The sequence below is a fragment of the Microbispora hainanensis genome (assembly GCF_036186745.1).
Taxonomy (GTDB): Bacteria; Actinomycetota; Actinomycetes; order Streptosporangiales; family Streptosporangiaceae; genus Microbispora.
Window position 1 is genome coordinate 8,584,795 of the sequence record NZ_CP108086.1, and the last position, 26,625, is coordinate 8,611,419.

Consider the following 26,625-nt stretch of genomic DNA (forward strand, 5'->3'; position numbering starts at 1 on the left):
CCAGCATGGCCGGGTCACACGATCCCTCTGGGGCGTGCGCTCCAGCCGGGTCACACTTACCGGGGCCCAGCTCTGCAGCCGAGCGCCGAGGTCAGCCGGTCGCGACCGGCCTGCTGGAGTCGGCGACCCAGTTGGACCACGAGCCGACGTACAGGGCCGCCGGCAGGCCGGCGATCTCCAGCGCGAGCACCTCGTGGGCGGCCGTGACGCCCGATCCGCAGTACGCCCCGACGGGCACGCCCTCGACCGCTCCGAGGCTGTTGAAGCGCTCGCGGAGGAACTCCCTGTTGTGGAACCGGCCGCCGGGCTCGACGTTCTCGAAGGTCGGGGCGCTGATCGCACCGGGGACGTGCCCGGCGACCGGGTCGATCGGCTCCACCTCGCCCCGGTAGCGCTCGGCCGCCCTGGCGTCGAGCAGCACGCCGTCGGACGCCAGCGCGGCGGCCTGGTCGGCGTCGAGCACCGGCATCCCGCCCGGCCGCGCGGTGAAGTCGCCCGGCGGGACGGGAGCCTCGTCCTTGGTCAACGGGAGCCCGGCCCGGGTCCAGGCCCGCAGCCCGCCGTCGAGCACGCGTACGTCGCCGTGGCCGAAGTAACGCAGCGTCCACCAGGCCCTGGCCGCCGCCGTCGAGTCGGCGTCGTCGTAGACGACCACCGGCCGGCCCTCGGACACTCCGAGGCGGCGCATCGCCTCCTGGAACGCCTCCGGCGTGGGCAGCGGATGCCGTCCGGCGGGCCCGGCCGGGGCTGCGAGGTCGGCGTCGAGGTCGCAGAAGACCGCGCCGGGTATGTGCGCCTCGTGGTACGCCTCGATGCCGGGCGGCCCGCCCAGCCGCCAGCGAACGTCGAGGATCGAGGCGTCGCCGATCGCGGCGAGCTCCTCAGGAGTGATCAGCGGGCTCATGCCATCCCCTTGCCTTCGCGCCCCTGCCGGACGGTGCCGCAGCCATTGTGCCAAGCCGGCGGCGTCCACCGTGCGGCGGCAGGCAGGGTCCGACGTGCCAAGGCGGAAGAGCGCGCTGCGAAGCAGGCAGGGGCCGCGCGGCTCAGGACCCGGTCGCGGCGAGCAGGCCGAGAATGTCAGCCGTCGTGCCGGTCTCACCGAGACGCGGGAAGATCTTCTCGATGCAGTTGCGGTGGGCCTCCGGGTCGAGGTCGGTCATGGCGTCGGTCGCCAGGGTGACGTTGTATCCGTGCTCGTGGGCGGCACGCGCGGTCGACTCGACTCCGATGCTCGTGGCGACTCCGGTCAGCACGACCTGGGTGACGCGGCGGCGGCGCAGATGCAGGTCGAGGTCGGTGCCGTAGAAGGCCGACCAGTTGCGCTTGGTGACGACGATGTCGCCTGGGTGCCCGGCCAGGTCGTCGGCGATCTCGTCCCATCCGTCGGGCCGGGCCTGCCCGGCGCGCGGCAGGTCGGTGCGTCCCGGGACGGCGTCCGCGCCGTCGGCCGCTCCGGTGACGCGCACCAGGACGACCGGCAGGTCGCGCGCCCGGAATGCCTCGGCCAGCCGCACCGTCCGGGCGAGCACGTCGCTCGTGGAGTGCGGGCCGCCGGGTATGGCCAAGATGCCCTTCTGGAGGTCGACGACGACGAGCGCGGTCCTGGGGTCGAGCGTGGTCACGGGCATGGGAAAGCTCCCTTTCTGATGGATGGCCCTGATGGGATATGGGCGCTGATGGGGATGGGCACCGATGAGATGGGCCCGGCTGGATGGGCCCTGGTGGATGGGCCCTGGTGGATGGGCCGGGATGGTCAGGTGCGGCCGACGCGCCGTAGCGACCGGTCGACGAGGGTGCCGACCAGCAGCAGCGCCGAGACGCCCAGCAGAAGCAGGCTCAGCTCGTGCAGCCCGGTTGTGGTCGCGCCATCCCGGTAGAAGGTCGCGTTGGAGGCCGAGGCGCTCAGCGCGCCGAGATATCCGAACGTGCGCAGCAGCCCGGCTGAGGACCCCATGCGGGCCGGGTCGGCCTGCGCGTACAGCGCGTTCTGGTTGGCCAGCCCGTTGAGGCCCTGCGAGACGCCGACGAACGCGCCGGTCAGCGCCAGCAGCCATATCGGGCTGCCGGAGCCGGCCGTCAGCAGCGCGACACAGGCGGCGATCTGCGCCGCGGCGCCCACGGCGAGCTTGCCGCGCACCTCGGGGCGGCGGCCGGTGAGGGCGGTCACGGCGATGGCCGTCGCCGACATGGGCAGAAGCAGCAGCCCGGCGGCCGAGGGGCCGAGCGACCGGCTGTCCTGCAGCCACTGCGGGAAGCCGTACATGAAGGCGTAGGAGGTCGTGAAGGCCAGCCACTGCCTGCCGTAGGTGGCCAGCAGCGGCGGGTTGCCGCCCAGCACCCGCAGGTCGAGGAACGGCTGGGCCGTCCGCAGTTCCCGTACGGCGAAGCAGGTGCCGGCGATCACGACGACCACGAGCAGCCACCAGAGGTCCCACGCCGGGTTCATCAGGAACGTCATGAACGCCGTGAGCGTGCCGGCGAACAGCGCCATGCCGAGCACGTCCAGTCCCCCGCCGCGTCGGGCGGCCGAGGAGCCGCGGGGCAGCCGCCGCGCGCCGAGGACGAGGCAGGCGGCCGAGAGCGGCACGTTGACGGCGAAGATGAGATGCCAGCCGCCCGCTCCGATGAGCAGGCCGCCCAGGGTCGGCCCGATGACCACGATGACCTGGTTGGAGATCGACAGCGCCGCCAGGATGCCGCTGGGACTTCGCATGCCGGTGCGGTCGGCCTCGGCCCGCAGTAGAAACATCGAGGCGGGATAGGCGGCGGAGGTTCCGATCCCGAGCAGGACGCGGGACACGATCAGTACGCCGAGGGTGGGCGCGAGCACGCCGAGCAGCCCTGCGACGCCGACGAGTGCCGTGCCGGTCAGGTAGAGCGGCCGCGGGCCGAAGGTGTCCACCAGCCGCCCGATGACCGGCTGGCCGACCGCTGTGGCGAGGTAGAGCCCCGTCACCAGCCACGCCGTCTGCGCGGGCGAGGCGTGGAACCAGCGACCGATCGGCACGAGTGCCACCGCCAGCATCGACGAGTTGATCGGGTTGAGGATCGAGCCCAGGATCATCGGGACGATCAACCTGCGGTCGAAGCCGGAGTCCGATCGGCGTCCCACCCGGAAGACGGCGGCAACGCGCGTCATGCCCGGACTCCGATCACGACGGTGCCCTGTTCACGAACGGCCCCGACCGCGACCGGCCTGGACCCTTCAGCCTCGGACACCGCCGACCCGGACACGACCGGCGCTGGCACAACCGCCCCGGCCACTTCCGGCCCGACCACGACGGTGCCCTGTTCACGAACGGCCCCGCCCACGACCGGCTTGAACACCGCCGACCCGGACACGACCGGCTTGAACACCGCTGGCGCGGATACCGCTGACCCGGCTACGACTGGGCCGGTCACGATTGAGCCACGGCGTCCAGCAGCGCCATCGCCTCGATGATCGTGCGCAGCTCCGCCTCGGTGCAGTGTGCCTGCAGCGCCCGTGCCAGCCACGCCTCACGCGCCCTCCGGTCGTCCAGGCGGCGCTCGCGCCCCGATTCGGTCAGCGTGACGAGCTGACGCCGGCCGTCCTCGGGATCGCGGTGGCGTTCGACCAGCCCGGCCCGTTCCAGTGCCTGGACGATCGCCGCCATCGACTGCGGCCTGACCCGCTCGGCCGCGGCCAGCTCACTGGCCGACGCCGGGCCGTGCTTGAACAGCCGCACCACCACGGAGACCTGTCCGGGGCTGAGGTCTCCCGCTGTGTCGAGCTCTCTCAGCCTGCGGACGAGCCGGCTGACCGCCACCCAGACGTCGCCGGCCGCCTGCGCCGCCGCCTCAGAGACGGCATCGCTCATGGCACACTCCCAAAGAAAGACAGTCCAGACTGTACACCCAAAACTGCGCAGTCCAGACTGATGATCAAAGGGCATGTGGATCGACGGCGGCTCTCGCAGGGGCGGCAGCGCCCCGGCCGCACCAGCGTCAGCGGCGAATCTCTACAAGCGGGACGTTCTGCTCGGCGGGGGTCAGCGAGCCGTGATACCCGATCAGGGAAGCCTCCACCGGCTCCCCGGCCGAGGCCACGATCACGCACTCGCCGTACGGCACGGCCACGACGTCGCCGATGCGGCCGAGCCACTCGCGCCGGACACTGCGGCCGAACCAGCCCGCCGAGACGGCCTCCTCGCGGGTGACCACCCAGGCCCGCCCGCGCAGGGCCTCCCGCCAGGTCTCCAGCACCGCGGAGGCCGCGCCCGGAGCGGTGTAGACGTGGCGGGCGCGGGCCTCCCCGCCCAGCATGAGCACGCCCTCCAGCAGATCGGGACGGAGATCCACGTCCACCTTGTCGGCAGCGTTGATCATGCCGTGGTCGGCCGTGACGTACAGCGCCGCGCCCGGCGGCAGCGCCTCGGCGATGCGCTCGGCCATGCGGTCCACGATGGCGAGCTGTTCGAGCCACTCGCGGCCGCCCCACCCGCTTACGTGCCCCGCGCGATCGACGTCGCCGTAATAGACGGTGACGAACGCGGTCTCGCGCAGCGCGTGCCGTACGGCCTCGACGCGCTCGTCCGGGCTCTCGGCGGCCCAGTAGCGCATGCCCCGGTAGACGGCGCGGGTGAGCCCGGTGCCGTCGAACGACGCGGGCGCCACGTAAACGGGCTCGACGCCTGCCGCCGCCATGCGTTGGTAGACGGTCGGCGCGGGCTGCCAGACGTCCGGGTCGATCGGCAGACCGGGGGCCGTCCAGCGCAGGCAGTTGAACAACCGCCCCTCCCCCGGGACGGCCATCTGGATGCCGACCATGCCGTGCTCCCCGGGAGTGGCGCCGGTGCCCAGGGTGGTCAGGCTGGTCGTGGTCGAGGAGGGGAAGCCGGCCGTGAGCGTCCGGCGCAGATGGGCCGAGAGGAACGGCGCGGCACCGGGGTGCGCGGCCAGGAGCTCGGCCCCGAGACCGTCCACGAGGAACAGGCACACCCGGGAGGCCGGCTCGAGCGCCAGCGTGTTGCCGGTCGGCAGCCCGAGGGAGGCGAGCAGCGAGCCCGGCAGGTCGGCCAGGGAGGCCGTGCCGTACGCGGGCACGTACGGCACGGGCGCGACCGGCGACTCCATGGTGGGCTCCCCGGGCGGAGCCCCCGAGGGCTGGGGATCGATCACGTCACCTCCCCGTCGGCTCAAGGGGGACTCAAGGGGGAACGGTCAGGTGGTCGCCGCCTTGGCGGTGGCCTCCGACAGCGCCTTCGCGAACGTCAGCACGTGGGTGACGGCCTCGGGACCGTCGGCCGCCTCGCTGACCCGCAGGGACAGGTCGTCGGCCGTGATCGCGCCGGTGTAGCCGTGGTCGGCCTCGCAGTTCTCGTCGCCGCAGGTCGCCGGTTCGAGATCGACGTGGGAGATCGCGCCCCACCCGATCGTGAGCGTGACCTCCGTCGGGGGAACGCCCGGTGCGTACGCCGCGGGGTCGGGCACGACTCTGGTCACGGCGACCGACTGGATGCGGCTGAGCCTCACCGCCTCGGTCGTCGTGGAGGCGTGCGAGGCGGGCATGCCCTCGGCGGGCGGGTGCTCGTCGGTGTGGCACACCAGCAGCCGGGTGGGCGAAAGGACCAGGACCGTGACGTGCCTGCGCACCTCCATCGCCGGGTCGAACGTGGCCTCGTGATGCACGACGTACGCCGTGACCGGCTCGTTGCCGAGCGCGGAGTCGACGGCGTCGGCCACCAGATCCGGGTAGTAGCCGCTGCGATCTATGGCCTCGCGCAAGCCCGCGGCGGAGACTCGGGTTTCCCTCATGGGTCCATCCTGCCCTGTAAGGGACACCTGTTTCACACCCCGACGGGACGGGTTTTCCGCCCACGGCGTGACGCCGGGCCGATCGGCTCAGGCGTCGATCATCGCGCCGGTCAGCTCAGGCGACGGGGGCCGACGTCGGGGCGCAGCGCGGTGACGGGCCGCAGGACGGCCCGCGCCCCCAGCACGGCCACCCCGGACGCGCCTACGAGGACCTGGTCGAGGTCCATCCTGGCCACCTCGGGCAGGGCGTCGGCGAGCAGTCCCACCCGCACCAGCAGGTCCTCCAGCGCCTCCACGGCCACCGCCTGGTAGCCGTACTCGCCGAACAGCAACGGCGCGGCGCGGACCGACCGCACCAGCCCCGCCGCGTCCTCGGCGGTGAGCGGCGCGAGCCGGTACGCCTGGTCGCCGAGCAGCCGGGCGGTGACCTCGCCGAGGCCGAACGTGACGACCCCGCCGAAATAGCGGTCCTGGGTCACGCCGACGACCGTGGGCACCGAGGGCTGCGGCGCCATGCGCTGCACCGCGAGCGGCGTGCCCGGCCCGAGGAGCGCGGCGAGGTCGGCGTACACCTGCCGGACCCCGGCGGGCTCGGTGAGGCCGATGCGGACGGTGCCGGCGCGGCGGGCGTCCTCCGGGTCGGCCGACTTGACCACCACGGGCCAGCCGATCCGCTCGGCGGCGGCGACGGCCTCCTCGGCGTCGGCGGCGACGTACGCGGGCCAGACCTCGATGCCGTAGCAGGCCAGCAGCGCGGTCGCGTCGATCTCCCGCTCCTCGACGGCCGCACCCCTGCCGACCGTCTCCTCACCGGCCGCACCCCTGCCGACCGTCCCCTCACCGGCCGCACCCCTGCCGACCGCACCCTCGCCTGCCGCACCACCCCCGCCGGATGCCTCACCGGCCGCGTCCTTGCCTGCCAGGGCGGCGGCGACGATCTCCCGCGCCGCGGCGGTGTCGATCCCCTCGGCGGACGGGACCGTGCCGGGCGGCTGCCTGCGCCACTGGGCGTACCGCACGACGTGTGCCAGCGCGCGAACCGCCTCCTCCGGGGCGGGGTACGACGGGATCGACCCGCGTTGGGGGGAGTCGTCGCCGGGGCCGTCCGTCACCCGCAGCTCGACCGGCATGCCCAGCGCGCCCTGGAAGGTCGCCAGCACCGGCTTGCCCGACTCCCGCGCGACCTCCAGCAGCGCCTCGGCCACCTCGCGGCAGTCTCCTGGGATGGGCGGCATGTAGATCGCGACGGCGGCGTCCACCTGCGGCAGGACGCTCCGCAGGGCCGCGGCGAACTCGGCGGCGCCGGCGCGGGCGCCGAGGTTCACCGGCACGCCCGGCTGCAGGCCGGCGTCCGCGCACGCCTCCTCCGCGAGCAGCGTGAGCGCGTCGGAGTTGCCGACCACCCCCACCCGCGGCCCGGCAGGCAGCGGCTGGTGCGCCAGGAGCTGGCCGACGTCGAAGAGCTGGACCAGGTCGTCCACCCGGATGACCCCGGCCTGCGCGAACAGCGAGCTCAGCGCGGTGTCGGGCAGCGCGAGCACGGGCGCGCGGTGCCCGCCGGGGACGCCGCGCGACTTGACCACCACGATCGGCTTCGAGCGGGAGATCCGCCGGGCCAGCCGGGTGAACTTGCGCGGGTTCCCGATGGACTCCAGGTAGAGCAGGATCACGTCGGTCGCCGGGTCCTCCTCCCAGTATTGGAGGAGGTCGTTGCCGGACACGTCGGCCCGGTTGCCCGCCGAGACGAACGTCGAGATGCCCATGCCGCGCTGCGCCACCCGTTGCAGCAGGGCGGTGCCGAGCGCGCCCGACTGGCTGAAGAACCCGACCCTCCCCCGCCCCGGCAGGGTCGCCGCGAGCGTCGCGTTGAGCCGTACGGCGGGGTCGGTGTTGGCGATGCCCAGGCAGTTGGGCCCGACCACCCGGATGCCGTACGCGCGGGCGATGCGGACCAGCTCCTCCTGGCGGGCCCGGCCCTCGGGCCCGGTCTCGCCGAATCCGGAGGAGACCACGACCAGGCCCTTCACGCCCTTCTCCGCGCACTCCTCGACCAGTTCGAGCACGCCCTCGGCGGGGACCGCCAGCACCGCGAGGTCCACCTCGCCGTCGATGGCCGACACGCTGCGGTAGGCCCGCACGCCGGCCACGGCCCGTACGTGCCGGTGGACGGGGTAGACGGGGCCGGTGAAGTCGGCGGCGAGCAGGTTGCGCAGGACCGTCTGGCCGATCCCGCCCGGCTCGCGGCTCGCACCGATGACCGCGACCGACTCGGGCGTCAGCAGGCGGGCGATCGAGCGTGCCTCGGCGCGGTGCTCGCGGGCGAGCCGGACCTCCAGCGCGGTCTCGGTGCTGGACAGGTCGAGCGTCATGCGCACGACGCCGTCCTCGAACTGGCTCTGCGCCGTGTAGCCGGCCTGGCGGAACAGGCCCATCATCCGGTGGTTGCCCGGCAGCACGTCGGCGATGAAGGTCTTGATCCCGCGCTCGCGGGCGGCGGCCCGCAGGTGCTCCATCAGCACCGCGGCCACGCCCCTGCCCTGGTGGGCGTCCTCTACCAGGAAGGCCACCTCGGCGTGGTCGCGCGGCTGCACCCGGTCATACCGTACGACCGCGACCATCTCGGTGCCGATCGTGGCGATGAGGGCGACCCGGTTGTCGTAGTCGACGTTGGTGAACCAGACCACGTCCTTGTCGGTCAGGCGGGGGCGCGGCCCGAAGTACCGGAAGTAGATGGACTCCGCGGACAGGCGCGAGTAGAACGAGCGCAGCATGTCGGCGTCGTCCGGCCTGATCGGGCGGACGTGAGCGGTGCCGCCGTCGGACAGCACGACGTCCGCCTCCCAGTGGGCGGGGTACTGAGGGTGCACGCAATCGAGGCTAGCCGCGTCCGGCTTCGCCTGGATTGAGACATTCCTTACGACTCACCGATCCGCTTTCCGGATTCGCCTATAAGGGATCTACCAGCCCTGACGTGGCAAGTTGGGCAACGCTTGTGCATCGACTGTGCCCGTCTGTCCGCTCTCCACCCCACGACGCCCCTGGAAGCTGTTAGGTTTCTGGACGTCAGCCTCACAGCACGGAGAGGACGCCACCCCTCCATGGGCATGGCTCACCTCCACAAGCAGTTGGCAAGGTGGTGACATCATGACGCGGGTCGTCGTGGTGGGCGATCTCATGACGGACGCGGTCGCTCGCGCGAAATTCCCTCTTGCCAGGGCGAGCGACACCCCGGCCGTCGTGACCATGCACGGTGGCGGCTCCGGCGCCAACATCGCCTCCTGGCTCGCCGTGGAGGGCTCGGAGGTCGCCTTCATCGGCCGCCGCGGCGCCGACATCACGGGCCGCAACCGCGACATGGAGCTCATGGGCTACGGCGTGGACGCCCGCCTCGTCATGGACCCCGAGCGGCCGACCGGCACCTGCGTCGTGCTCGTCACCCACAAGGGCGAGCGGACCATGCTGTCCGACCCCGGCGCCAACGCCGCGCTGTCCCCCGAGGACCTGCCGCGCGACCTGTTCGGCGGCGGCGGCCACCTGCACATGTCGGGCTACACGCTGATCAACGAGGGCTCGCGCGACGCCGGCCTCGCCGCGCTCGACATGGCCCGGCGGTCCGGCATGTCGATCTCGGTGGACTGCGCCTCCTCCGCCCCGCTGGAGCGGACCGGCGCCGAACCCTTCCTCGAGTGGACCGACGGCGCGAAGCTGCTGTTCGCCAACACCGACCAGGCCAAGGTGCTCACCGGCAGGGACGACCCCGCCGCGGCGGCCAAGGTGCTGACCGCCTGGTTCCCCCAGGTCGTGATCAAGCTCAACGCCGAGGGCTCGCTCTGGTTCTCCAACAACCGTCCCGAGCCGGTCCGGGCGCCCGCCGAGGTCGTCGACCGGATCGTGGACGGCACGGGCGCCGGTGACGCCTTCACCGCCGGTTTCCTGCCGGTCTGGCTGGACGGCAAGCCGGCCGCCGAGGCGCTGGCGGCGGGCAACGCCCTCGCCGCCAAGTGCATCTCCAACCTCGGCGCCCGCCCCCGCCTCTGACCCCGTCTCTGACGTCGGCTCTAAAGGGCGCTGTTCTGTAGGGCCTTCTTCGTGAGGCCCGTGTTTCAGAGGCCCTGTTCTGCAGGGCGCGGTTCGTACGGGAGCAGGCTCAGAACGGGCTTCGCGCGGCCACGGCCGGCCGCGCGGGCCGCAGGCGCAGCAGCGGCACGAAGGCCAGCAGGAGCAGGGCCGCGCCCAGCGGGATCAGGTCCTTGCTCACCAGCGGGAGCACGGCCTGCACGAGCACCAGCACCGCGCTCCACCACGGCACCCGCCGCCCCGCGGCGAGCCGGGCCACCAGCACGACCATGCCGACGTAGAACAGCAACGGGACGACGGTGTACACGACCGGCTCGACGCCCGGGATCGCCTTGACGGCCTCGAAGCGCGGCCCCATCGCGTCATGATCGGCGGACAGGAAGCCGACCACCAGGTCGATCGTGAACTGCGCGGCCAGCGCCAGCGCCCCGATGAGCCCTGCGGCGTATCCCGCCGTGGCCACCACGCCGCCACCGGCCATCGCCCGGAGCCGCCCGAAGATCTGCACGAAGAGCACCAACGCGGCCAGGAAGCACAGGTGCCCCACGGTCCAGGCCAGGCCGGGCCCGCGGCTCCCGTCGAGTCCGTCGGCGATGCGGGCGACGCCGTACGCGCCGACCAGGACCGGAGCCACAACAAGTGATTTCATGGCGACAAGTCTGTTGATCAAACCCGGCCCCGGGATGAGGTGACCACCCTGACCTCGCCCTGACCCGCCCCCGAGCGCAGCCCCTAGTGCGGCCCCGAGTGCGGCCCCGAGCGCAGGTCCGGAGCCCGGCCCAGTCCCGGCTCACTGCCCCTGCCCGTCAGGGACGCCCCGGTCGTGGCCGGGGGGTGCCCGGTCCGGGGCCGCTGAGACGGGTCAGTTGGTGACGGCCAGGGCAAGCGGCAGCACGGCGGGCGCCCCGGCGTGCCTGACCTGGGCGGCGGCCATGGCCATCGTCCATCCGCTGTCCACGCGGTCGTCCACCAGCAGCACCGGCCCACCCGCCGCCGCGATCCTCGCGGCCACGTCACGCGGCATCGCGAGCGTCCCCCGGATGGCCGTCACCCGCTGGGCGCTGTTGTGCCGGGCGGCCGGCGACCCGTCGCGATAACCGAGCGTCCCGAGATATTCCAGCCGGCCCACCTGGGCGAGCCGCTCGGCGAGCGACCCGACCAGCGCCGGCCGCGAACCCGACGGCATCGCGACCACCGCGACCGGACGCCGCTCCCATCCCCACGACTTCAGCACCTCGATCACGGCCGCGAACACGTCGTCGGGGACGGGCCCGTCGCCCGCCGCGAACAGGTCGCGCAGGCGGGTGCCCCAACCGATGTCGGTCAGACGGCCGAGCGCGCGGCCGGGCTCGGCGCACAGCTCGGGCTTGATCCGCCCCTTCAGGTCCGGCAGGCCGGTGGGCCACTGGCGGCGCGGCTCGATCTCGACGCCGGGACGCGCGAGCCGCTGCTGGGCGGCCCGGACGGCGTCATCCGGCACCTCGGCGGACCTGTGGGCGCCGGTGCAGTTGTCACACCTGCCGCACGGAGTCGCCGACTCGTCGTCGAGGTGGCGGCGCAGGAACTGCTCCCGGCATTCGGTGGTCGTGATGTAGCCGAGCATGGCCTCCTGCTCCGCGCGGCGCTCGGCGGCCACCCGGGCGTAACGCTCGGCGTCGTAGCTCCACGGCTCGCCGGTGGCCTCCCAGCCGCCCTTGACCCGGCGTACGGCGCCGTCCACGTCGAGCACCTTGAGCATCATCTCCAGGCGGCTCCGGCTGAGGTCGACCCGCGTCTCCAGCGCGGCGGTGGACAGCACTCCCCCCTCGGACAGCGCGTCGAGCGTCGCCCTGACCACTCCCTCGGGAGGGAAGGCGAGCGACGCGAAATAGGCCCAGATCTCCCGGTCCTCGGGGCCGGGCAGCAGGATGACCTCGGCCCGCTCCACGCCACGCCCGGCACGGCCCACCTGCTGGTAGTACGCCACGGGCGAGGCCGGCGCGCCCACATGGATGACGAAGCCCAGGTCGGGCTTGTCGAAGCCCATCCCCAGCGCCGACGTCGCGACCAGCGCCTTGACCCGGTTGCCGAGCAGGTCCTCCTCGGCCGCCAGCCGGTCGGCCGGCTCGGTCTGCCCGGTGTACGCGGCGACGGTGTGGCCCTGCTCGCGCAGGTACGCGGCGATCTCCTGGGCCGCGGCGACGGTCAGCGTGTAGACGATGCCGGAGCCCGGCAGCTCGTGCAGCGTCCTGGCCAGCCAGGCGAGCCGCTGGTCCGCTCCGCCGAGCCGTACGACGCTGAGGTGGAGGCTCTCGCGCTCCAGGGGGCCGCGCAGGACGAACACCTCGCCGCCGGGCAGCTCGTCCCACTCCTGGGTGACGGCGAGCTGCTCGGCCACGTCGCGGGTGACCCGGGCGTTCGCCGTGGCCGTCGTGGCCAGCACGGGGATGCCCGGCGGCAGCTCGGCCAGCAGAGTGCGGAGTCTGCGATAGTCGGGCCGGAAGTCGTGGCCCCAGTCGGAGATGCAGTGGGCCTCGTCGATCACCAGGAGCCCCGCGCTGCCGGCCAGCTCGGGCAGCACGTTGTCGCGGAAGTCGGGGTTGTTCAGCCGCTCGGGGCTGACCAGCAGCACGTCGACCGCGCCCTCGGCGACCTGGCCGTAGACCTTCTCCCACTCTTCGGGGTTGGCCGAGTTGATCGTCTCGGCGTGGATGCCGGCCCGCTCGGCGGCGGCGATCTGGTTGCGCATCAGCGCCAGGAGCGGGGAGACGATGACCGTGGGGCCCTCGCCGAGCTCGCGCAGCAGCGCGGTCGCGATGAAGTAGACGGCCGACTTTCCCCAGCCGGTGCGCTGCACGACCAGCGCCCGCCTGCGGTCCATGACCAGGGCCTTGATGGCGGCCCACTGGTCGTCGCGCAGCCGCGCCTGATCGCCGGCGAGCGCCCGCAGCCGGGCCTCGGCCTCTTCCCGCAGCGTCACCTCTTCTTCGCTCACCCGCCCATTGGTACCAGGTCCCGCCGACCGTTTCCGCCGTGATCGCGGGAGGCGAGGCGGGAAACTAACCGCGTTCTGCGGGCGCGCCGCTTCCGGCGTCCTCGTCCGCGAAGCACAGGGGCAGCCGCAGGCCGAGCTGCGAATAGATCTCGAGCTGGTCGTAGTAGCAGCGCTGGCTCAGGATGAGGCCGTCCTCCAGATGCCAGAACCAGGAGACGCGTACGCTGATGCGCCGGCCGGTCGGGGCGAGAAGATCGCCCCCGACGACCAGATAGGGCCCGGTGTGCGTGCCTGCCGCTGTCATCTCCGTCGCGACCGCGTCCGCGAGTGTGATCGTCTCCCATCGGGTGAAGTGCAGGTCGGGAAAGCCCTCCCACATCTGCAGCATGTAGGACCCGATCTCCCCGGGCTCCCCCGCCTCCATCTCCGGTCCGATCACCACCGCGCCCGGCGCATAGCACCGCAACACCGCCTGCAGGTCGTGCGCGTTCATCGCGTCGAGCATCCGGTCAACGACGTCGTACACCGCGGGAGCACCTCCATTCTCTCGGGGGGAGGAACCAAAGAAGCAGCTATAACTGGATAAACAGTACATATACGCCCATTTGCCCCATCAGCTGGAGTGAGGCGCGGGCGTCACCTCCGGCCCCGGACGGGGGCGAGGCCCGGCGGCCGCATCCGGCCCCGGACGGGCGTCGTGGTTGGATGAGTCCCGCTATGGACGTGACCACCTGGTATCTCGAACAGACCAGCCCCGCAGACCTGCGGCCGGGACGGACCCCCGCGATCCCCGCGCAGGTCGTCCGCGCCGAGGTCCCCAGCCCCGAGTTCAGCCGCTTCCTCTACACGGCCGTGGGCGGCGACTGGCAGTGGACCAACCGGCTGCCGTGGACCTGGAAGCAGTGGAGGGACTGGCTCGACCGGCCGGGCGTCGAGACCTGGGTGGCCTGGGTGCGCGGCACCCCCGCCGGGTACGCCGAGCTGGTGGCCCAGGACGACGCCACGGTCGAGATCACCAACTTCGGGCTCCTGCCGTACGCGATCGGGCAGGGCCTCGGCGGGTGGCTGCTGGGCGAGGCCACGGCCCGAGCCTGGGACCTCGCCGGGCGCTGGCCTGAGCGGGAGGCCACCCGGCGGGTGTGGGTGCACACCTGCTCCCTCGACGGGCCCGCGGCGCTGGCGAACTACAAGGCCCGGGGCTTCCGGATCTACGACGAGAAGCTGAACGCGCCCGGCGACGAGGACGAGGGCGAGACGCCCGGTCCCTGGCCCGGCGCCGGCCCCCGCGACTGACCCGTCCAGGACCGGTCCGGGACCGGTCCGAAACCGGGAAGGGCTGTCCCGTCGGGGAAGCCGGACGGCGGGCACGAGCCCGGCAGTATGGTGGTGAGTCGCGAACAGGGTGAACTCTCGGCAGAATGTTCGATGCCCACTATTGATGTTCACCACGACCGTTCGCCCTCCCCGGTCACGACGGCCGGGGTCCGGCTCCTCGACACGCAGGAAACCAGGACATGGCCCGACGCACGACGACACCCCCGCCGGACGAGGACTTCGAGGAGCGGATCGTCGACATCGACGTCTCCGCGGAGATGCGGACGAGCTTCCTTGAGTACGCCTACTCGGTGATCTACCAGCGCGCGCTGCCCGACGCGCGCGACGGACTCAAGCCCGTCCAGCGCCGCATCCTCTACTCCATGAGCGAGATGGGCCTGCGGCCCGACCGCGGGCACGTCAAGTCCTCCCGCGTCGTCGGCGAGGTCATGGGCAAGCTCCACCCGCACGGCGACTCGGCCATCTACGACGCGCTCGTACGGCTCGCGCAGCCGTTCTCGATGCGCCTGCCGCTGGTCGACGGGCACGGCAACTTCGGCTCTCCCGACGACCTGCCCGCGGCGATGCGCTACACCGAGGCCCGCCTCGCGCCGGCCGCCATGCTCATGGTGCAGTCGATCGACGAGGACACCGTCGACTTCAAGCCCAACTACGACGGCCAGGAGACCGAGCCGTCGGTCATGCCGTCGGCGTTCCCCAACCTGCTCGTCAACGGCGCCTCCGGCATCGCGGTCGGCATGGCCACCAACATGGCCCCGCACAACCTCGGCGAGGTCATCGCCGCGGCCCGCTACCTGATCAGGAAGCCGGACGCGACGCTCGACGAGCTCATGCGCTTCGTCCCCGGCCCCGACCTGCCGACCGGCGGCACGATCATCGGCCTGAACGGCATCAGGGACGCGTACGAGACCGGCCGCGGCACCTTCAAGATGCGGGCCAAGGCGACGATCGAGCAGGTCACGCCGCGCCGCAAGGGCATCGTCGTCACCGAGCTGCCGTTCAACGTGGGCCCCGAGCGGGTCGTCACCAAGATCAAAGAGCTGGTGAACGCGAAGAAGCTCACCGGCATCGCCGACCTCAAGGACCTGACCGACCGCCACAAGGGCCTGCGCCTGGTCATCGAGATCAAGAACGGCTTCAACCCGGAGGCCGTGCTGGAGGAGCTCTATCGGCTGACGCCGATGGAGGAGACCTTCGGCATCAACAACGTCGCGCTCGTCGACGGCCAGCCGCGCACGCTCGGCCTGCGCGAGCTGCTGTCGGTCTACGTGGACCACCGGCTCGACGTCGTGCGCAGGCGGTCGCTCTATCGGCTGCGCAAGCGCGAGGAACGGCTCCACCTCGTCGACGGCCTGATCATCGCGCTGCTCAACATCGACCAGGTCATCCGGGTGATCCGCGACTCGGACGACACGGCCCAGGCCCGCACGCGCCTCATGGAGACCTTCGAGCTGAGCGAGATCCAGGCCAACTACATCCTCGACACCCCGCTGCGCCGCCTCACCCGCTACGACAAGCTGGAGCTCGACCGCGAGAAGGAGCAGCTCCAGGCCGACATCGCCGAGCTGAACGAGATCCTCGGCTCTGACGACCGGCTGCGCAAGGTCGTGTCGTCCGAGCTGGCCGAGGTGGCCAAGACGTACGGCACGCCGCGCCGCACGGTCCTGCTGGAGTCGTCGGAGGCGGCCAGGACCGCCGTCGTGCCGCTGGAGGTGGCCGACGATCCCTGCCTGGTGCTGCTGTCGTCCACCGGCCTGCTCGCCCGTACGACCGACGCCTCGCCCGTCTCCGGCGAGGGCGACCGGACGGCGCACGACGTGCTGGTCTCTGTGGTCCGCTCGACCGTGCGCGGCGAGGTGGGCGTGGTGACCTCCCAGGGCCGGATGATCCGGGTCTCGGTGCTCGACCTGCCCGCACTGCCGCCCTCGGCCAATCCGCCCTCGCTCGCCGGCGGCCATCCGGTGTCGGAGTACGTCGCCCTCGAACCGGACGAGAAGGTCGTCGGGCTGGGCTCGCTCGACCCGGACGGGCCGGGGCTCGCACTCGGCACCAGCCAGGGCGTGGTCAAGCGGGTCGTGCCCGAATATCCGGTCAACCGCGACGAGTTCGAGGTGATCGGGCTGCGGGACGGCGACGTGGTAGTCGGCGCCGTCGAGCTGACCTCCGCCGACCACGACCTGGTGTTCATCACCAGCGACGCGCAGCTCCTGCGCTTCCCCGCCTCCGTCGTACGGCCCCAGGGACGTCCCGCGGGCGGCATGGCGGGCGTACGCCTCGACGGCGACGCGAAGGTGGTCTTCTTCGGCGTGGTCGATCCCACGCGGGAGGCGCGTGTGGTGACGATCGCCGGCTCCTCCACCGCCCTGCCCGGCACGCAGATGGGCGCGGGCAAGGTCTCCGACTACGCCGACTTCCCGCCCAAGGGGCGGGCGACCGGTGGCGTGCGCGCCCAGCGCTTCCTGAAGGGCGAAGACGTCCTGCTGCTCGCCTACGCCGGCCCGGCACCGGTCAAGGCCGTCTCCTCGACCGGCAAGCCGGTGCCGCTGCCCGAGGAGCTCGGCCGCCGTGACGGCTCCGGGGTGCGCCTCGTGCACGCCATCGCCGCGATCGGCGGCGCGCTCGGCGCGGACGGCGGCGAGGAGGCCGCCGCGACGGAGGGCGGCCTGGCCACCACCGGCGACACCGGAGGCGAAGAGCCGTCCCAGTGACCGGAGGCCAAGAGCCGCCACGATGACGCGCAGGCGGCTCCTCGCCGCCCATGTGGCACGGCGGCGCGGAGCCGCCCCATGCCGCACAGGCGGCACGCCGCCCTATGCGACACCTGCGGCGCGGGGCCGGTTTCACGGCTCCGCGCCGCCGCCGCGCGCCCTTCCGCGGCGCTCAGGTGGCGGCGGGGCTCTCCCGGGACGAGGAGTGGAACGAGGCGCGGTACGCCTGCGGCGTGGTCCCCACGACCCGCTTGAACCGCTCCCTGAACGCCGTCGGCGACCCGAAACCTGCCTGCGTGGCGATGCGTTCGATGCCGTGGTCGGTGTTCTCCAGCAGATACTGCGCCCGCCGGACCCGGGCGCGCAGCAGCCACTGCAGCGGTGTGGTGCCGGTCTGCTGCCGGAAGCGCCTGCTGAACGTCCGCTCGCTCATCCCGCAGCGGGCCGCCATCTCCCGCAGGGTCAGGTCGTGGCCGAGGTTGTCCTCGATCCACGCCAGCACCGGCTCCAGCACCGAGCCGCTGGGCACCGGAGGGTGCTCGTGGACGATGAACTGGGCCTGGCCTCCCTCCCGCTCCAGCGGCATCACCGACAGGCGGGCCGCGTCGGCCGCGACGGCCGAGCCGTGGTCGCGCCGGATCATGTGCAGGCACAGGTCGAGCCCGGCGGCCGCGCCCGCCGAGGTGAGCACCTGCCCGTTGTCGACGTAGAGCACGTCCGGCCGCACGTCCACGAGCGGGAACCGCCGGGCCAGCAGGGGCGCCGCCGCCCAGTGCGTGGTCGCCCGCAGGCCGTCCAGCAGCCCTGCCGCCGCGAGCGTGAACGCGCCGACGCAGATCGACGCGAGGCGGGTGCCCCGCGAGGCGGCGTGGCGCAGCGCCTCAAGCGCCTCGGCCGGAGGCGGCCCGGCCCGCTCGGAGCGGCCGGGGACGATGACCGTGTCGGCCTCGGCCAGCGCGTCGAGGCCGTACGGCACGCGCAGGGTGAACGCGTCGCTCTCCACTTCGGGGGCGGGCCCGCACACCCGCACCCGATAGGGGCTCCGGCCGTCCGGCAGGCGGGTGCGCCCGAACACCTCGATGGGGGTCGCCAGATCGAACGGCACGACATGGTCCAGTGCCAAGATCGCCACAGTGTGCACGATCGCCACGATAGACGGGATCCCGCCACCACCACATCCAGGCCTGATACGCGAACTCTCCGGTGAGAACCGTTGGCGAGAATCCGTTGGCTTTTGTCGTTCTCGCCTATGGGATCGCCCCGGGCCGCACTCCTACGGTTGGTGACCGCACCGCCGACGACACCGCCGACGACACCCGCGACGACACCCGCGACGACACCCGCGACGACACCCGCGACGACAAGGAGCGATGCCCATGCCGGCCCAGTTCGCGCGCCACGTGACCGGTCACCACCCAGGGCTCGACGCGCTCAGCGCCTTCGGGTGCGAGCGCCGCCCGCTGATATGGGACCAGGCACGATGACCGCGTTCTTCCTGGCCGTCCACGTCCTCGCCGCGATCCTCGCGGTCGGCCCGGTCGCCGTCGCGGCGAGCATGTTCCCCGCCGCCGCGCGTGCCCTGTCGAATCGTGGCCTCTCCAACGAGAGCGAGGGCGCCCGGACCGGCGGCGTGGCCGCGCTCCGCATTCTGCACCGCATCTGCCGGGTCTACGCCGTCGCGGGCCTGGCCGTACCGGTCTTCGGGTTCGCCACGGCGAGCGGCCTCGGCGTGCTGGGCGACGCGTGGGTGATCGCGTCCGTCCTGCTCACCGGCGCGGCGGCGGCGATCCTGGCCCTGGCGGTCCTGCCGCGTCAGGACGCCGTCCTCGCCAGGCTCACCGCCGGGGACTCCACACCCGCCGACGCCGGCGGCGGGGTGGCGCGGCTCGCCATGCTGACCGGCGTCTTCAACCTGCTGTGGGCGGCCGTCACGGTGCTGATGATCGTCCGGCCCGGCTCGACCACGGGAGTCTGACCATGTCACGCCCTCATTCGGCGCTGCGCGCCGCCGCCGCCGTTGAGCTGGGGTCGCTGGCCGTCCTCCTGGCCAATCTGGCCACCCTGCACCTGCCGCCCGTCTCCTCGCTTGTCGGCCCCCTGCACGGCTGCGCGTACCTGATCGTCGTCGTGGCCGCCGCCCGTGACGCGGAGTGCGACCCGACCGGCAAGGTGCTGGCCTGGCTGCCGGGAATCGGCGGCCTTCTCGTCCTGCGGCGTCTCACGCGCCGGGACAAAGCCGCCGACTCCTTCGGTTAGGCGTCGGCTCACCCGGTGATCAGGCAGAACGGATGCCCGGCCGGGTCGAGGAAGACCGTCCAGTGGCCCTCGCCCGGCTGGTGCTCGTGCCTGACGGCCCCCAGGGCGAGCACCTGCTTCTCCGCCTCGGCGATGTCGTCCACGCTCAGATCGAGGTGGAACTGCTGCGGGTGCTCGGCGGACGGCCAGGCCGGGGGCACGTACTCGGGAACCCGCTGGAAGGCGATCCGGGTCTGGTCGTCGCCGGCGAGCATGATCCAGTCCTCGTCCTCGTCGGCGACCTCCCAGCCGAGCAGCCCGGCGTAGAAGCCGGCCAGCGCCTTCGGCTCCGGACAGTCGAGCACGACCGAGTGCACACGTGCGACACCGCTCATGGTGACCTCTTCTCCCTCCAGCGGATAACACCGGTGAAAACCCTATACCGGTGTCGCAAGCGATGGCCAGCCGTTTGGAAGTGCCCGAAAGCCCGCCCCCGCGTGACCGCTCGGAGGGGCATCGGGCAACATCTGTGACATGACCGGAGCTTTCGACGATCTACTGGCCGCCAACGAGAAGTACGCGAGCACGTTCACCCACTCCGGGCTCAGCGGCCGCGCGGCGCGTGGGCTGGCAGTGGTGACGTGCATGGACTCCCGAATCGACCCGCTCGGGCTGCTCGGCCTGAACGCGGGCGATGCCAAGATCCTGCGCAACGCGGGTGCGCGGGTGACCGACGACGTGCTGCGGACCCTGGTCCTCGCCGTCTATCTGCTCGGCGTCGACCGTGTGCTGGTGATGCCGCACACCGACTGCCGGATGTCCAAGTCGACCGACGAGGACGTGCACAACCTCATCGCCGCCGACTACGGCGTCGACACCCGCAGCCTCGACTTCCAGACCGTCCCCGACCAGCGGGCCGCGCTGCGGCACGACATCACCCGCATCACGTCCAGCCCCTACCTGCCCGACGACCTCGCCGTAGGCGGCGCGATCTACGACGTGCACACCGGACGGCTCCAGCCCGTCGAGTTCTGATCCCCACCCCTCCTCGTACGGCAGGCCGCCCGGCCTGCCGTACGTGACCGGGTCGGGCTCCTTCTCCGCTCCTTCCGGCCATACCGGAACCAGGGCGCACCGCTGCTACGTTGTCCTGGCCGACGACACGTGAGCCTTTCCCCGGCACCACAACCGGTCCCGAGGCGCCCCCTAGGAGCCCCCATATGCCCAGCCGCAAATCCTCCGCCTCCGGCGGAACGTCAGGCCGATCCTTCCGTCGCATCGCCATCCTGGTGATCCTCGCGCTCATCGTCGTCGGGACGCCGACCCTGATCGGTGCCTTCAGCGGGTTCGAGCGCACCAGCGGCGGCGAGGTGGCGGTCGTCCGCGACGGCGGCCCGCTCGACGACAACAAGGTCCGCCAGGTCATCGACCCCGGTTCCGGAGTCACCTGGATCGGCTGGTGGTCCCAGATCCACCGCTATCCGGCGCAGCAGCGGTTCTACACGATCACCTCGAACTCCGGCGAGGGCGAGAAGTCCGGCGTCGACGTGGTCAACGTGCCGAGCAGCGACGGCGTCAACATGGGCATCGAGGGCACGCTCTACTTCGGGCTCAACCTCGACCACGAGACGCTGAAGTCGTTCGACGACAAGTTCGGCACGCGCAAGTTCCGCAGCACCAACGGCGGGACCTACTACCCCTGGGACGGCGACGAGGGCTGGTCGGCCTTCCTCGACCAGATCATCCGTCCCGTGATCGACAACGACCTGCGCACCCAGATCAACAACTTCCGCTGCGCCGAGCTGGTCTCCTCCTGCGCGCTCGTGCAGAACAACAGCGGCACCCAGCAGACCGGCCTGCCGCAGCAGGGCAACAACGCGAACATCGCCAAGATCCAGAACGCGGTGAACACGAGCCTGGCGGAGGACCTCAAGGCGACTCTCGGCGCCGACTTCGTGACCAACATCCACTTCAACCTCTCGCGGGTGACCCTGCCCACCGAGGTCCAGGAGGCGGTCAACCAGGCGCAGGCCGCGTTCGCGAAGGTCACCGAGGCGCAGGCGAAGGTCGCCCAGGCGCGCGCCGAGGCCGAGGCCAACAAGGCCCGCCAGGACGGCTACAACAGGTGCCCCACGTGTGCGGAGATCGAGAAGCTGAAGGCCCTGCCCCAGGGCATCACGGTGTACGCGCCGGGCAATACTGGAGGCGTCGCCCTGCCCACCAAGTAGGAAGCCGCAACCCCGATGCGCCTGCTCGCCCTTCCGGTGACACTCATCGTCATCGCCGTGCTCATATATCTGCTCGTGGTGCTCGCGCGCGGCGGGAGGCCGGCGTCGCGGCGCGAGGTGGCCGGGCAGGCCCGCTGGGAGACCGACACGGTCATGGAGAACGGATGGACCCTGATCGTCGTACGCAAGGTCGCTCCCGGCCCCAACGGGCCGGTGGAGCTGACCAGACAGACGGTCAGGGCCATCCCCGACGACGATCCCGCCTGGGACGAGCGCTACCGGGAGGGCATGCTGGAGGCCCGCAACCGGGTCAGCACCCTGGAGATCGAGTCCAACTGAGCCGGTACGCCCGCCACGGTGCGGCCGCCGGGCGTACCGGAGGTGGCACTGGGAGACACCAGGGTCACACACCGTCCGAGGTCGCCCGGCACATCGCCGACGGCATCCTCGGCTGACGGCTTCTGAGCCGTAAGGGCCGTAACTGCCGCGAGGGCCGGTGGGCGTGGCGGCGGCGCGCATGGCCATCGAGCCGGGGCCGCATGCCCGGACAAGGAGCTCTCCGGTGGCGCGTTGATCGTCGCCGGTGGCGCCTGCTGCCGGCCCGGCTTCTTTAGCGACGTATTCGGGCTCTTCATGATCCTGCCGCTCACCCGCCGCCGGGTGCGCTCACTCGCCGACCCGGGCGTGCCGGGGCCGCGTGATGTCCGGCGAGGTCATCGACCGCGCGTGACGGGCTCATCGCCGTGCGGAGTCTCGACACGGCCCGCTCGCCTCGTACGGCGGGAGGAAGGTCTCTTCGATGCCGTACTTTCAGCATAAGCCGGAATGCGACGGGATTATCTGAATAAAGTAGACAACCCGAAGACCTGTCATTAATAGAGCGATAAATAAATAGGTGGCGGCGTGTGACACCTGTGTGTCGGCACGGGCGCATCGAATGAATGGATGCAAGATGGTCCACACCGGGAGGCCTGCGGCCGACGGGCCTCTCCGGGGAAATTTCGACATCGCGCACCTATGGGTGGAATCTCATTTAGAGGTGATCACGTTGGCCACGCTCGGCAGCATGTTCAGGGGTTTCGCAATCGGCACGGTGCTGACCGCCGGCACCGTACCCGTGGTTGACATCGCCGCCGTCGAATCCGCCACTGCCGCACGTGAGGCAGCCTCTCAAGTCCGCCATGGACACCTTCGCCCCGCCGTTCACTCCTCTCATCGCCCGGGCCCGAATCACAAGAACAAGAACAAGAACAAAAGCAAGAACAAGCAAAGGCAGCACGAGCGTCAGGGCGCGAACCAGAACCAGAACATGCTGCGGGATCTCACTCAGGTGCTGCCGCCGGTACAGAAGACAGAGACGACATCCGTGGCGCTCCCCTACAACTGGCAGAACTCTGACGCGACGGCGCAGACCTGGAGCGCGCAGGACAGGATTTTGACCACGGACGGGGCGCCTCACCAGAGCCAGGTGGCGGGTCCGCAGGGACCCGCGGGGCCGGCACGGTCGCAAGGCCCACAGGGTCCGGCAGGCCCGAAGGGGCCTGCAGGGCCGCACGGCGATCGAGGTGCAGCGGGTCCGCAGGGCCCGGCAGGTCCAGTCGGTCCGGCAGGTCCAGTCGGTCCGGCAGGTCCAGTCGGTCCGGCAGGTCCGCAGGGCCCGGCAGGTCCAGTCGGTCCGGCAGGTCCAGTCGGTCCGGCAGGTCCGCAGGGCCCGGCGGGTCCACAGGGTCCAGCGGGCCCAGCAGGCCCGCAAGGCCCAGCAGGCCCGCAAGGCCCGGCGGGAGTCTCGGGCTATGAGGTCGTCACCGGAGCAGCGTTTACCTCAGACCCGGTATCTATAGATTCCGCGGGAGTTATGTGCCCCGCCGGAAAAGTGGTGATTTCCGGCGGATTCAGGACTCTTGTGGGCACCCTCGCTCCAGGCGACGGCACCATCTCTATCGTCACATCCGCGCCGAACGCCGCAAATACGGGGTGGGAGGTCTTGGTTTTCAACAACAGCCAGTTCAATGCGATTCTCGCCCCTTATGCGATCTGCGCCAATGCATCCTGACTGTCGAGCGGAGCGGTCGCGCTTTCGGCCGGCGCGCCGGCGGCAACCGGCGTTGCCGGAGGCGGAACGCGGCCGTCGCCGATCGCGGCCTCTCGATGCTCCTATGTCGTAAAGCCGTCATGTCCAGGGGCCGATCAGTCGCCCGAGAGTTCGGGGGGCCGCCGTCTTTCCGGGTGCGGTTGAAAGTTCCAGAGTGCGCCATGACACCCCTTCCCGATGACCGGGCAGGGGTGTCGGCGTTTCCACCGCTCCGGAGTGCAAGACGGGGTGACGGCCGGTCAGCGCTCTTCCCAGGGCCGACGCCGTCCTCTTTCCACTCCAGCCGGCCGACGACGCCGATCACACCGTTGGTCCGCTCGACCATGCGGGTGAGCACCCATGCTTGCGAGCGGCGCTCCACGGCGCACGTGAGCGTCACGACGCCTTCCGGCACCGACACCTCGACGCGTGACAGGAGATCCTGGCGCCCCTACGGCATATACCTATTGACTTGGTAGGAATAGTTGGCAACGCTGAGCCCAGCGACTCATACGATTCGAAGGGGCATCACATGAGCGTCACCGACGAGCTCCTCGCCAACGCCGAGCGATACGCCGCGGCCTTCGACAAGGGACACCTGCCGCTGCCCCCGGCACGCGGGGTGGCCGTCCTCGCCTGCATGGACGCCCGGCTGAACGTGTACGGCCTGCTCGGGCTCAGCGAGGGCGACGCCCACGTCATCCGCAACGCCGGCGGCGTGGTGACCGCGGACGAGCGGCGCAGCCTCGCCATCAGCCAGCGCCTGCTCGGCACGCGGGAGATCATTCTCATCCACCACACAGACTGCGGAATGCTGACCTTCACCGACGACGACTTCCGCCGGGGCATCGAGGCCGAGACCGGGATCAAGCCCGACTGGGCCGCCGAGGCGTTCTCCGACCTCGACGCGGACGTCATCCAGTCGATCAACAGGATCACGGCCGACCCGTTCATCCCGCACAAGGACTCGGTGCGGGGGTTCGTCTACGAGGTCGAGACCGGACGCCTGCGCGAGGTCAAGCCCTGAGAGGCGGCCTCCGGTCGTCACACCTCACGGGGAAGGTGGGCCGGCGACCAGGCGACCTGATGTGTCAGGCGTCGATGTGGTCGCGGTCCACCTCGGCGGCGCTGCCGATGATGAACTCGCGGCGCGGGCCGACATCGCTGCCCATGAGGAGGTTGAAGATGCGCTCGGCGTCCTCGACGTCCTCGATCCGCACGCGGCGCAGGACGCGGTGGCGCGGGTCCATGGTCGTCTCGGCGAGCTGATCGGCGTCCATCTCACCGAGGCCCTTGTAACGCTGCACGGGGTCCTTCCAGCGCTTGCCGCGCCGCTCCAGGTCGCGCAGGACCTTGTGCAGCTCGGCGTCGCTGTAGGTGTAGATGTACTTGTCCTGGCCACGCCCGGGGTTGGTGACCTCGATGCGGTGCAGCGGCGGCACCGCGGCGAACACCCGCCCGGCCTCGACCATCGGCTTCATGTAGCGGTGGAAGAGCGTGAGCAGCAGGCAGCGGATGTGCGCGCCGTCCACGTCCGCGTCGGCCATCAGGATGATCTTGCCGTAGCGGGCCGACTCGATGTCGAACGAACGGCCGGACCCCGCGCCGACCACCTGGATGATCGCGGCGCACTCGGCGTTCTTGAGCATGTCGGCGACCGACGCCTTCTGCACATTCAGGATCTTGCCCCGGATCGGCAGCAGCGCCTGGAACTCCGAGTCGCGGGCGAGCTTGGCCGTGCCCAGCGCGGAGTCGCCCTCGACGATGAACAGCTCGCTGCGGTCGACGTCGTCGCTGCGGCAGTCGACCAGTTTGGCGGGCAGCGCCGAGTTTTCCAGGGCCGACTTGCGCCGCTGGTTGTCGCGGTGCTCGCGGGCGGCGATGCGGGCCTTGGCCGCGGCCACGACCTTCTCCAGCACCGCGCGCAGCTGCTGCTTCTGCCCCCGCTTGGGGTTCGCGAACAGCGCCTTGAGCTCACGGGTGACCACATGGGCGACGATGCGACTGGCCGCGGAGGTGCCGAGCACCTCCTTGGTCTGGCCCTCGAACTGCGGCTCGGGCACCCGCACGGTGACGACCGCGGTCAGCCCTTCGAGGATGTCCTCCTTGGTCACCGGCTCGTCGCCGTTCTTCAGCAGCCGGGTCTCCCTGAGCTGCTCGTTGATCGTGCGGACCAGAGCCCGCTCGAATCCCGCGACGTGGGTGCCGCCCTTGGGCGTGGCGATCACGTTCACGAACGAGCGTACGGTCGTCTCGTAGCCCTTCCCCCAGCGGACCGCGACGTCGACGGTGAGCTCCCGCTCGACCTCCGTCGGCGTCATGTGGCCCTGCTCGTCGAGCACGGGGACCGTCTCGTGGAAGTGGCCCTCGCCCTGCAGCCGCAGCACGTCGCACACGGCCTCGTCGCGGGACAGGAACTCGGTGAACTCGCTGATGCCGCCGTCGAAGCGGAACGTCTCCTCGGCCGGTTCCTCGCCGCGGGCGTCGCGCACCACGAGCGTGAGCCCCGGCACCAGGAAGGCCGTCTGGCGCAGCCGCACGTGGATCTCGTCGAGCGAGACCTCCGCCTCGGGCAGGAAGATCTGCCGGTCGGCCCAGAAACGCACGCGGGTGCCGGTGGCGTGGCGCGGGGCCGGGCCGCCGTCGCGCAGGCCGGACTTCTTGCGGAACTTGGCGGTCGGGCCGTCGCCGTCGAACACGCCGGGCACGCCCCGGCGGAAGCTGATCTGGTGGACCTTGCCGTCGCGGTCGACCTCCACGTCCACCCGGGAGGACAGCGCGTTGACCACCGAGGCGCCGACACCGTGCAGACCACCGGAGGCGCCGTAGGAGCCGCCGCCGAACTTGCCGCCCGCGTGGAGCTTCGTGTAGACGAGCTCGACGCCGGCCAGGCCGCTCTTGGGCTCGATGTCGACGGGGATGCCGCGCCCGTTGTCACGCACCTCGATCGAGCCGTCGGGGTGCAGCTCGACCTCGATCCGGGTGCAGTAGCCGCCGAGCGCCTCGTCGACCGAGTTGTCGACGATCTCCCACAGGCAGTGCATGAGGCCGCGCGTGTCCGTGGAGCCGATGTACATCCCCGGGCGCTTGCGGACCGCCTCCAGGCCTTCCAGCACAGAGAGATGACGGGCGGTGTACCCCGTCTCCGCGCGAACCGCAGTCACACCCAACTCCTACTTATCAATCGAACACGCGTACGCAGCTTAACGCCACTCATGT

24 protein-coding genes and 1 pseudogene are annotated in these 26,625 nt (G+C 71.4%); 11 read left to right on the forward strand and 14 right to left on the reverse strand.

The window, feature by feature from the left end; translation table 11 throughout:
* Positions 1–91: 91 nt before the first annotated feature.
* From OHB01_RS38860 to OHB01_RS38895, 8 genes are all read right to left on the reverse strand, one after another.
* A complete protein-coding gene (locus tag OHB01_RS38860; RefSeq protein WP_328710674.1) occupies positions 92–904 on the reverse strand; it encodes a sulfurtransferase in 813 nt (270 codons plus the stop codon).
* A 142-nt stretch (positions 905–1,046) separates the two neighbouring features.
* Positions 1,047–1,631 (reverse strand): hydrolase, encoded by a 585-nt coding sequence (locus tag OHB01_RS38865; RefSeq protein ID WP_328854711.1) that lies wholly within the window; start codon positions 1,629–1,631, stop codon positions 1,047–1,049.
* Between the two features lie 125 nt (positions 1,632–1,756).
* The gene (locus tag OHB01_RS38870; RefSeq protein ID WP_328854712.1) at positions 1,757–3,142 is read right to left on the reverse strand and encodes an MFS transporter; all 1,386 of its coding nucleotides are present in this window, start codon (positions 3,140–3,142) and stop codon (positions 1,757–1,759) included.
* On the reverse strand, positions 3,139–3,360 hold the full coding sequence (locus OHB01_RS38875) for a hypothetical protein (RefSeq protein ID WP_328854713.1): 222 nt from the start codon (positions 3,358–3,360) through the stop codon (positions 3,139–3,141). The genes OHB01_RS38870 and OHB01_RS38875 overlap by 4 nt, the downstream gene beginning before the upstream one ends.
* 41 nt (positions 3,361–3,401) lie before the next feature.
* Entirely contained in the window at positions 3,402–3,842 is a 441-nt protein-coding gene (locus OHB01_RS38880; RefSeq protein WP_142645703.1) for a MarR family winged helix-turn-helix transcriptional regulator, read from the reverse strand.
* 127 nt (positions 3,843–3,969) lie between these two features.
* Positions 3,970–5,097: a nucleotide pyrophosphatase/phosphodiesterase family protein gene (locus OHB01_RS38885; RefSeq protein ID WP_328855888.1), complete on the reverse strand. Its 1,128-nt coding sequence runs from the start codon at positions 5,095–5,097 to the stop codon at positions 3,970–3,972.
* Positions 5,098–5,184: 87 nt separating this feature from the next.
* Positions 5,185–5,778 carry a DUF5998 family protein gene (locus OHB01_RS38890; protein ID WP_142645704.1) on the reverse strand — a complete coding sequence of 198 codons (594 nt, stop codon included), beginning with the start codon at positions 5,776–5,778 and terminating at the stop codon, positions 5,185–5,187.
* Positions 5,779–5,888: 110 nt separating this feature from the next.
* A complete protein-coding gene (locus OHB01_RS38895; protein ID WP_328854714.1) occupies positions 5,889–8,645 on the reverse strand; it encodes a GNAT family N-acetyltransferase in 2,757 nt (918 codons plus the stop codon).
* 277 nt (positions 8,646–8,922) lie between these two features.
* Here OHB01_RS38895 and OHB01_RS38900 point away from each other — a divergent pair, with 277 nt between their 5' ends.
* Entirely contained in the window at positions 8,923–9,816 is an 894-nt protein-coding gene (locus OHB01_RS38900; RefSeq protein WP_142645706.1) for a carbohydrate kinase family protein, read from the forward strand.
* A 109-nt stretch (positions 9,817–9,925) separates the two neighbouring features.
* On the opposite strand, the gene OHB01_RS38905 is transcribed toward OHB01_RS38900, so the two are convergent.
* From OHB01_RS38905 to OHB01_RS38915, 3 genes are all read right to left on the reverse strand, one after another.
* Complete coding sequence (locus OHB01_RS38905) at positions 9,926–10,504, reverse strand: hypothetical protein (protein WP_142645707.1); 579 nt, start codon at positions 10,502–10,504, stop codon at positions 9,926–9,928.
* A gap of 213 nt (positions 10,505–10,717) precedes the next feature.
* A complete protein-coding gene (locus OHB01_RS38910; protein WP_221889865.1) occupies positions 10,718–12,829 on the reverse strand; it encodes a RecQ family ATP-dependent DNA helicase in 2,112 nt (703 codons plus the stop codon).
* Positions 12,830–12,893: 64 nt separating this feature from the next.
* Positions 12,894–13,355 (reverse strand): ester cyclase, encoded by a 462-nt coding sequence (locus tag OHB01_RS38915; RefSeq protein ID WP_168065661.1) that lies wholly within the window; start codon positions 13,353–13,355, stop codon positions 12,894–12,896.
* Between the two features lie 191 nt (positions 13,356–13,546).
* Between OHB01_RS38915 and OHB01_RS38920 the strand changes: the two genes are divergently transcribed.
* Both OHB01_RS38920 and OHB01_RS38925 read left to right on the forward strand, forming a co-directional pair.
* Positions 13,547–14,122 carry a GNAT family N-acetyltransferase gene (locus OHB01_RS38920; protein WP_185948920.1) on the forward strand — a complete coding sequence of 192 codons (576 nt, stop codon included), beginning with the start codon at positions 13,547–13,549 and terminating at the stop codon, positions 14,120–14,122.
* 221 nt (positions 14,123–14,343) lie between these two features.
* A complete protein-coding gene (locus tag OHB01_RS38925) occupies positions 14,344–16,872 on the forward strand; it encodes a DNA gyrase/topoisomerase IV subunit A (RefSeq protein ID WP_142645710.1) in 2,529 nt (842 codons plus the stop codon).
* 172 nt (positions 16,873–17,044) lie between these two features.
* Here OHB01_RS38925 and OHB01_RS38930 read toward each other — a convergent pair whose 3' ends face one another.
* Positions 17,045–18,013 carry a GlxA family transcriptional regulator gene (locus OHB01_RS38930; RefSeq protein ID WP_328854715.1) on the reverse strand — a complete coding sequence of 323 codons (969 nt, stop codon included), beginning with the start codon at positions 18,011–18,013 and terminating at the stop codon, positions 17,045–17,047.
* An 86-nt stretch (positions 18,014–18,099) separates the two neighbouring features.
* On the opposite strand from OHB01_RS38930, the gene OHB01_RS38935 reads away from it, so the two are divergent.
* From OHB01_RS38935 to OHB01_RS38945, 3 genes are all read left to right on the forward strand, one after another.
* Positions 18,100–18,276 carry a hypothetical protein gene (locus tag OHB01_RS38935; RefSeq protein WP_328854716.1) on the forward strand — a complete coding sequence of 59 codons (177 nt, stop codon included), beginning with the start codon at positions 18,100–18,102 and terminating at the stop codon, positions 18,274–18,276.
* A gap of 76 nt (positions 18,277–18,352) precedes the next feature.
* A complete protein-coding gene (locus OHB01_RS38940) occupies positions 18,353–18,847 on the forward strand; it encodes a hypothetical protein (protein WP_328710677.1) in 495 nt (164 codons plus the stop codon).
* A gap of 2 nt (positions 18,848–18,849) precedes the next feature.
* Positions 18,850–19,128, forward strand: a complete 279-nt coding sequence (locus tag OHB01_RS38945; protein WP_142645713.1) for a DUF3817 domain-containing protein — start codon at positions 18,850–18,852, stop codon at positions 19,126–19,128.
* Positions 19,129–19,136: 8 nt separating this feature from the next.
* On the opposite strand, the gene OHB01_RS38950 is transcribed toward OHB01_RS38945, so the two are convergent.
* Positions 19,137–19,502, reverse strand: a complete 366-nt coding sequence (locus tag OHB01_RS38950; RefSeq protein WP_142645714.1) for a VOC family protein — start codon at positions 19,500–19,502, stop codon at positions 19,137–19,139.
* 139 nt (positions 19,503–19,641) lie between these two features.
* Here OHB01_RS38950 and OHB01_RS38955 point away from each other — a divergent pair, with 139 nt between their 5' ends.
* From OHB01_RS38955 to OHB01_RS38970, 5 genes and pseudogenes are all read left to right on the forward strand, one after another.
* Positions 19,642–20,142 (forward strand): beta-class carbonic anhydrase, encoded by a 501-nt coding sequence (locus OHB01_RS38955; protein WP_142645715.1) that lies wholly within the window; start codon positions 19,642–19,644, stop codon positions 20,140–20,142.
* A 185-nt stretch (positions 20,143–20,327) separates the two neighbouring features.
* On the forward strand, positions 20,328–21,335 hold the full coding sequence (locus tag OHB01_RS38960; protein ID WP_142645716.1) for an SPFH domain-containing protein: 1,008 nt from the start codon (positions 20,328–20,330) through the stop codon (positions 21,333–21,335).
* Between the two features lie 15 nt (positions 21,336–21,350).
* Positions 21,351–21,674, forward strand: a complete 324-nt coding sequence (locus OHB01_RS38965; RefSeq protein ID WP_142645717.1) for a hypothetical protein — start codon at positions 21,351–21,353, stop codon at positions 21,672–21,674.
* A 210-nt stretch (positions 21,675–21,884) separates the two neighbouring features.
* A pseudogene (locus OHB01_RS40070) lies at positions 21,885–22,154 on the forward strand (FxsA family protein); the annotation flags it as partial.
* A gap of 1,784 nt (positions 22,155–23,938) precedes the next feature.
* Positions 23,939–24,433 (forward strand): beta-class carbonic anhydrase, encoded by a 495-nt coding sequence (locus OHB01_RS38970; protein WP_142645719.1) that lies wholly within the window; start codon positions 23,939–23,941, stop codon positions 24,431–24,433.
* Positions 24,434–24,497: 64 nt separating this feature from the next.
* On the opposite strand, the gene OHB01_RS38975 is transcribed toward OHB01_RS38970, so the two are convergent.
* The gene (locus tag OHB01_RS38975) at positions 24,498–26,570 is read right to left on the reverse strand and encodes a DNA gyrase/topoisomerase IV subunit B (protein WP_142645720.1); all 2,073 of its coding nucleotides are present in this window, start codon (positions 26,568–26,570) and stop codon (positions 24,498–24,500) included.
* Positions 26,571–26,625 lie beyond the last annotated feature (55 nt).

What these genes read in the sequence shown, in the direction of transcription:
- OHB01_RS38905 (WP_142645707.1), bottom strand. Translation starts at nt 10,504, where the DNA reads ATGAAATCACTTGTTGTGGCTCCGGTCCTGGTCGGCGCGTACGGCGTC.
- OHB01_RS38900 (WP_142645706.1), top strand. Translation starts at nt 8,923, where the DNA reads ATGACGCGGGTCGTCGTGGTGGGCGATCTCATGACGGACGCGGTCGCT.
- OHB01_RS38890 (WP_142645704.1), bottom strand. Translation starts at nt 5,778, where the DNA reads ATGAGGGAAACCCGAGTCTCCGCCGCGGGCTTGCGCGAGGCCATAGAT.
- OHB01_RS38880 (WP_142645703.1), bottom strand. Translation starts at nt 3,842, where the DNA reads ATGAGCGATGCCGTCTCTGAGGCGGCGGCGCAGGCGGCCGGCGACGTC.
- OHB01_RS38860 (WP_328710674.1), bottom strand. Translation starts at nt 904, where the DNA reads ATGAGCCCGCTGATCACTCCTGAGGAGCTCGCCGCGATCGGCGACGCC.
- OHB01_RS38885 (WP_328855888.1), bottom strand. Translation starts at nt 5,097, where the DNA reads ATGGAGTCGCCGGTCGCGCCCGTGCCGTACGTGCCCGCGTACGGCACG.
- OHB01_RS38970 (WP_142645719.1), top strand. Translation starts at nt 23,939, where the DNA reads ATGAGCGTCACCGACGAGCTCCTCGCCAACGCCGAGCGATACGCCGCG.
- OHB01_RS38920 (WP_185948920.1), top strand. Translation starts at nt 13,547, where the DNA reads ATGGACGTGACCACCTGGTATCTCGAACAGACCAGCCCCGCAGACCTG.
- OHB01_RS38955 (WP_142645715.1), top strand. Translation starts at nt 19,642, where the DNA reads ATGACCGGAGCTTTCGACGATCTACTGGCCGCCAACGAGAAGTACGCG.
- OHB01_RS38925 (WP_142645710.1), top strand. Translation starts at nt 14,344, where the DNA reads ATGGCCCGACGCACGACGACACCCCCGCCGGACGAGGACTTCGAGGAG.
- OHB01_RS38950 (WP_142645714.1), bottom strand. Translation starts at nt 19,502, where the DNA reads ATGAGCGGTGTCGCACGTGTGCACTCGGTCGTGCTCGACTGTCCGGAG.
- OHB01_RS38865 (WP_328854711.1), bottom strand. Translation starts at nt 1,631, where the DNA reads ATGCCCGTGACCACGCTCGACCCCAGGACCGCGCTCGTCGTCGTCGAC.
- OHB01_RS38965 (WP_142645717.1), top strand. Translation starts at nt 21,351, where the DNA reads ATGCGCCTGCTCGCCCTTCCGGTGACACTCATCGTCATCGCCGTGCTC.
- OHB01_RS38960 (WP_142645716.1), top strand. Translation starts at nt 20,328, where the DNA reads ATGCCCAGCCGCAAATCCTCCGCCTCCGGCGGAACGTCAGGCCGATCC.
- OHB01_RS38945 (WP_142645713.1), top strand. Translation starts at nt 18,850, where the DNA reads ATGTCACGCCCTCATTCGGCGCTGCGCGCCGCCGCCGCCGTTGAGCTG.
- OHB01_RS38870 (WP_328854712.1), bottom strand. Translation starts at nt 3,142, where the DNA reads ATGACGCGCGTTGCCGCCGTCTTCCGGGTGGGACGCCGATCGGACTCC.
- OHB01_RS38940 (WP_328710677.1), top strand. Translation starts at nt 18,353, where the DNA reads ATGACCGCGTTCTTCCTGGCCGTCCACGTCCTCGCCGCGATCCTCGCG.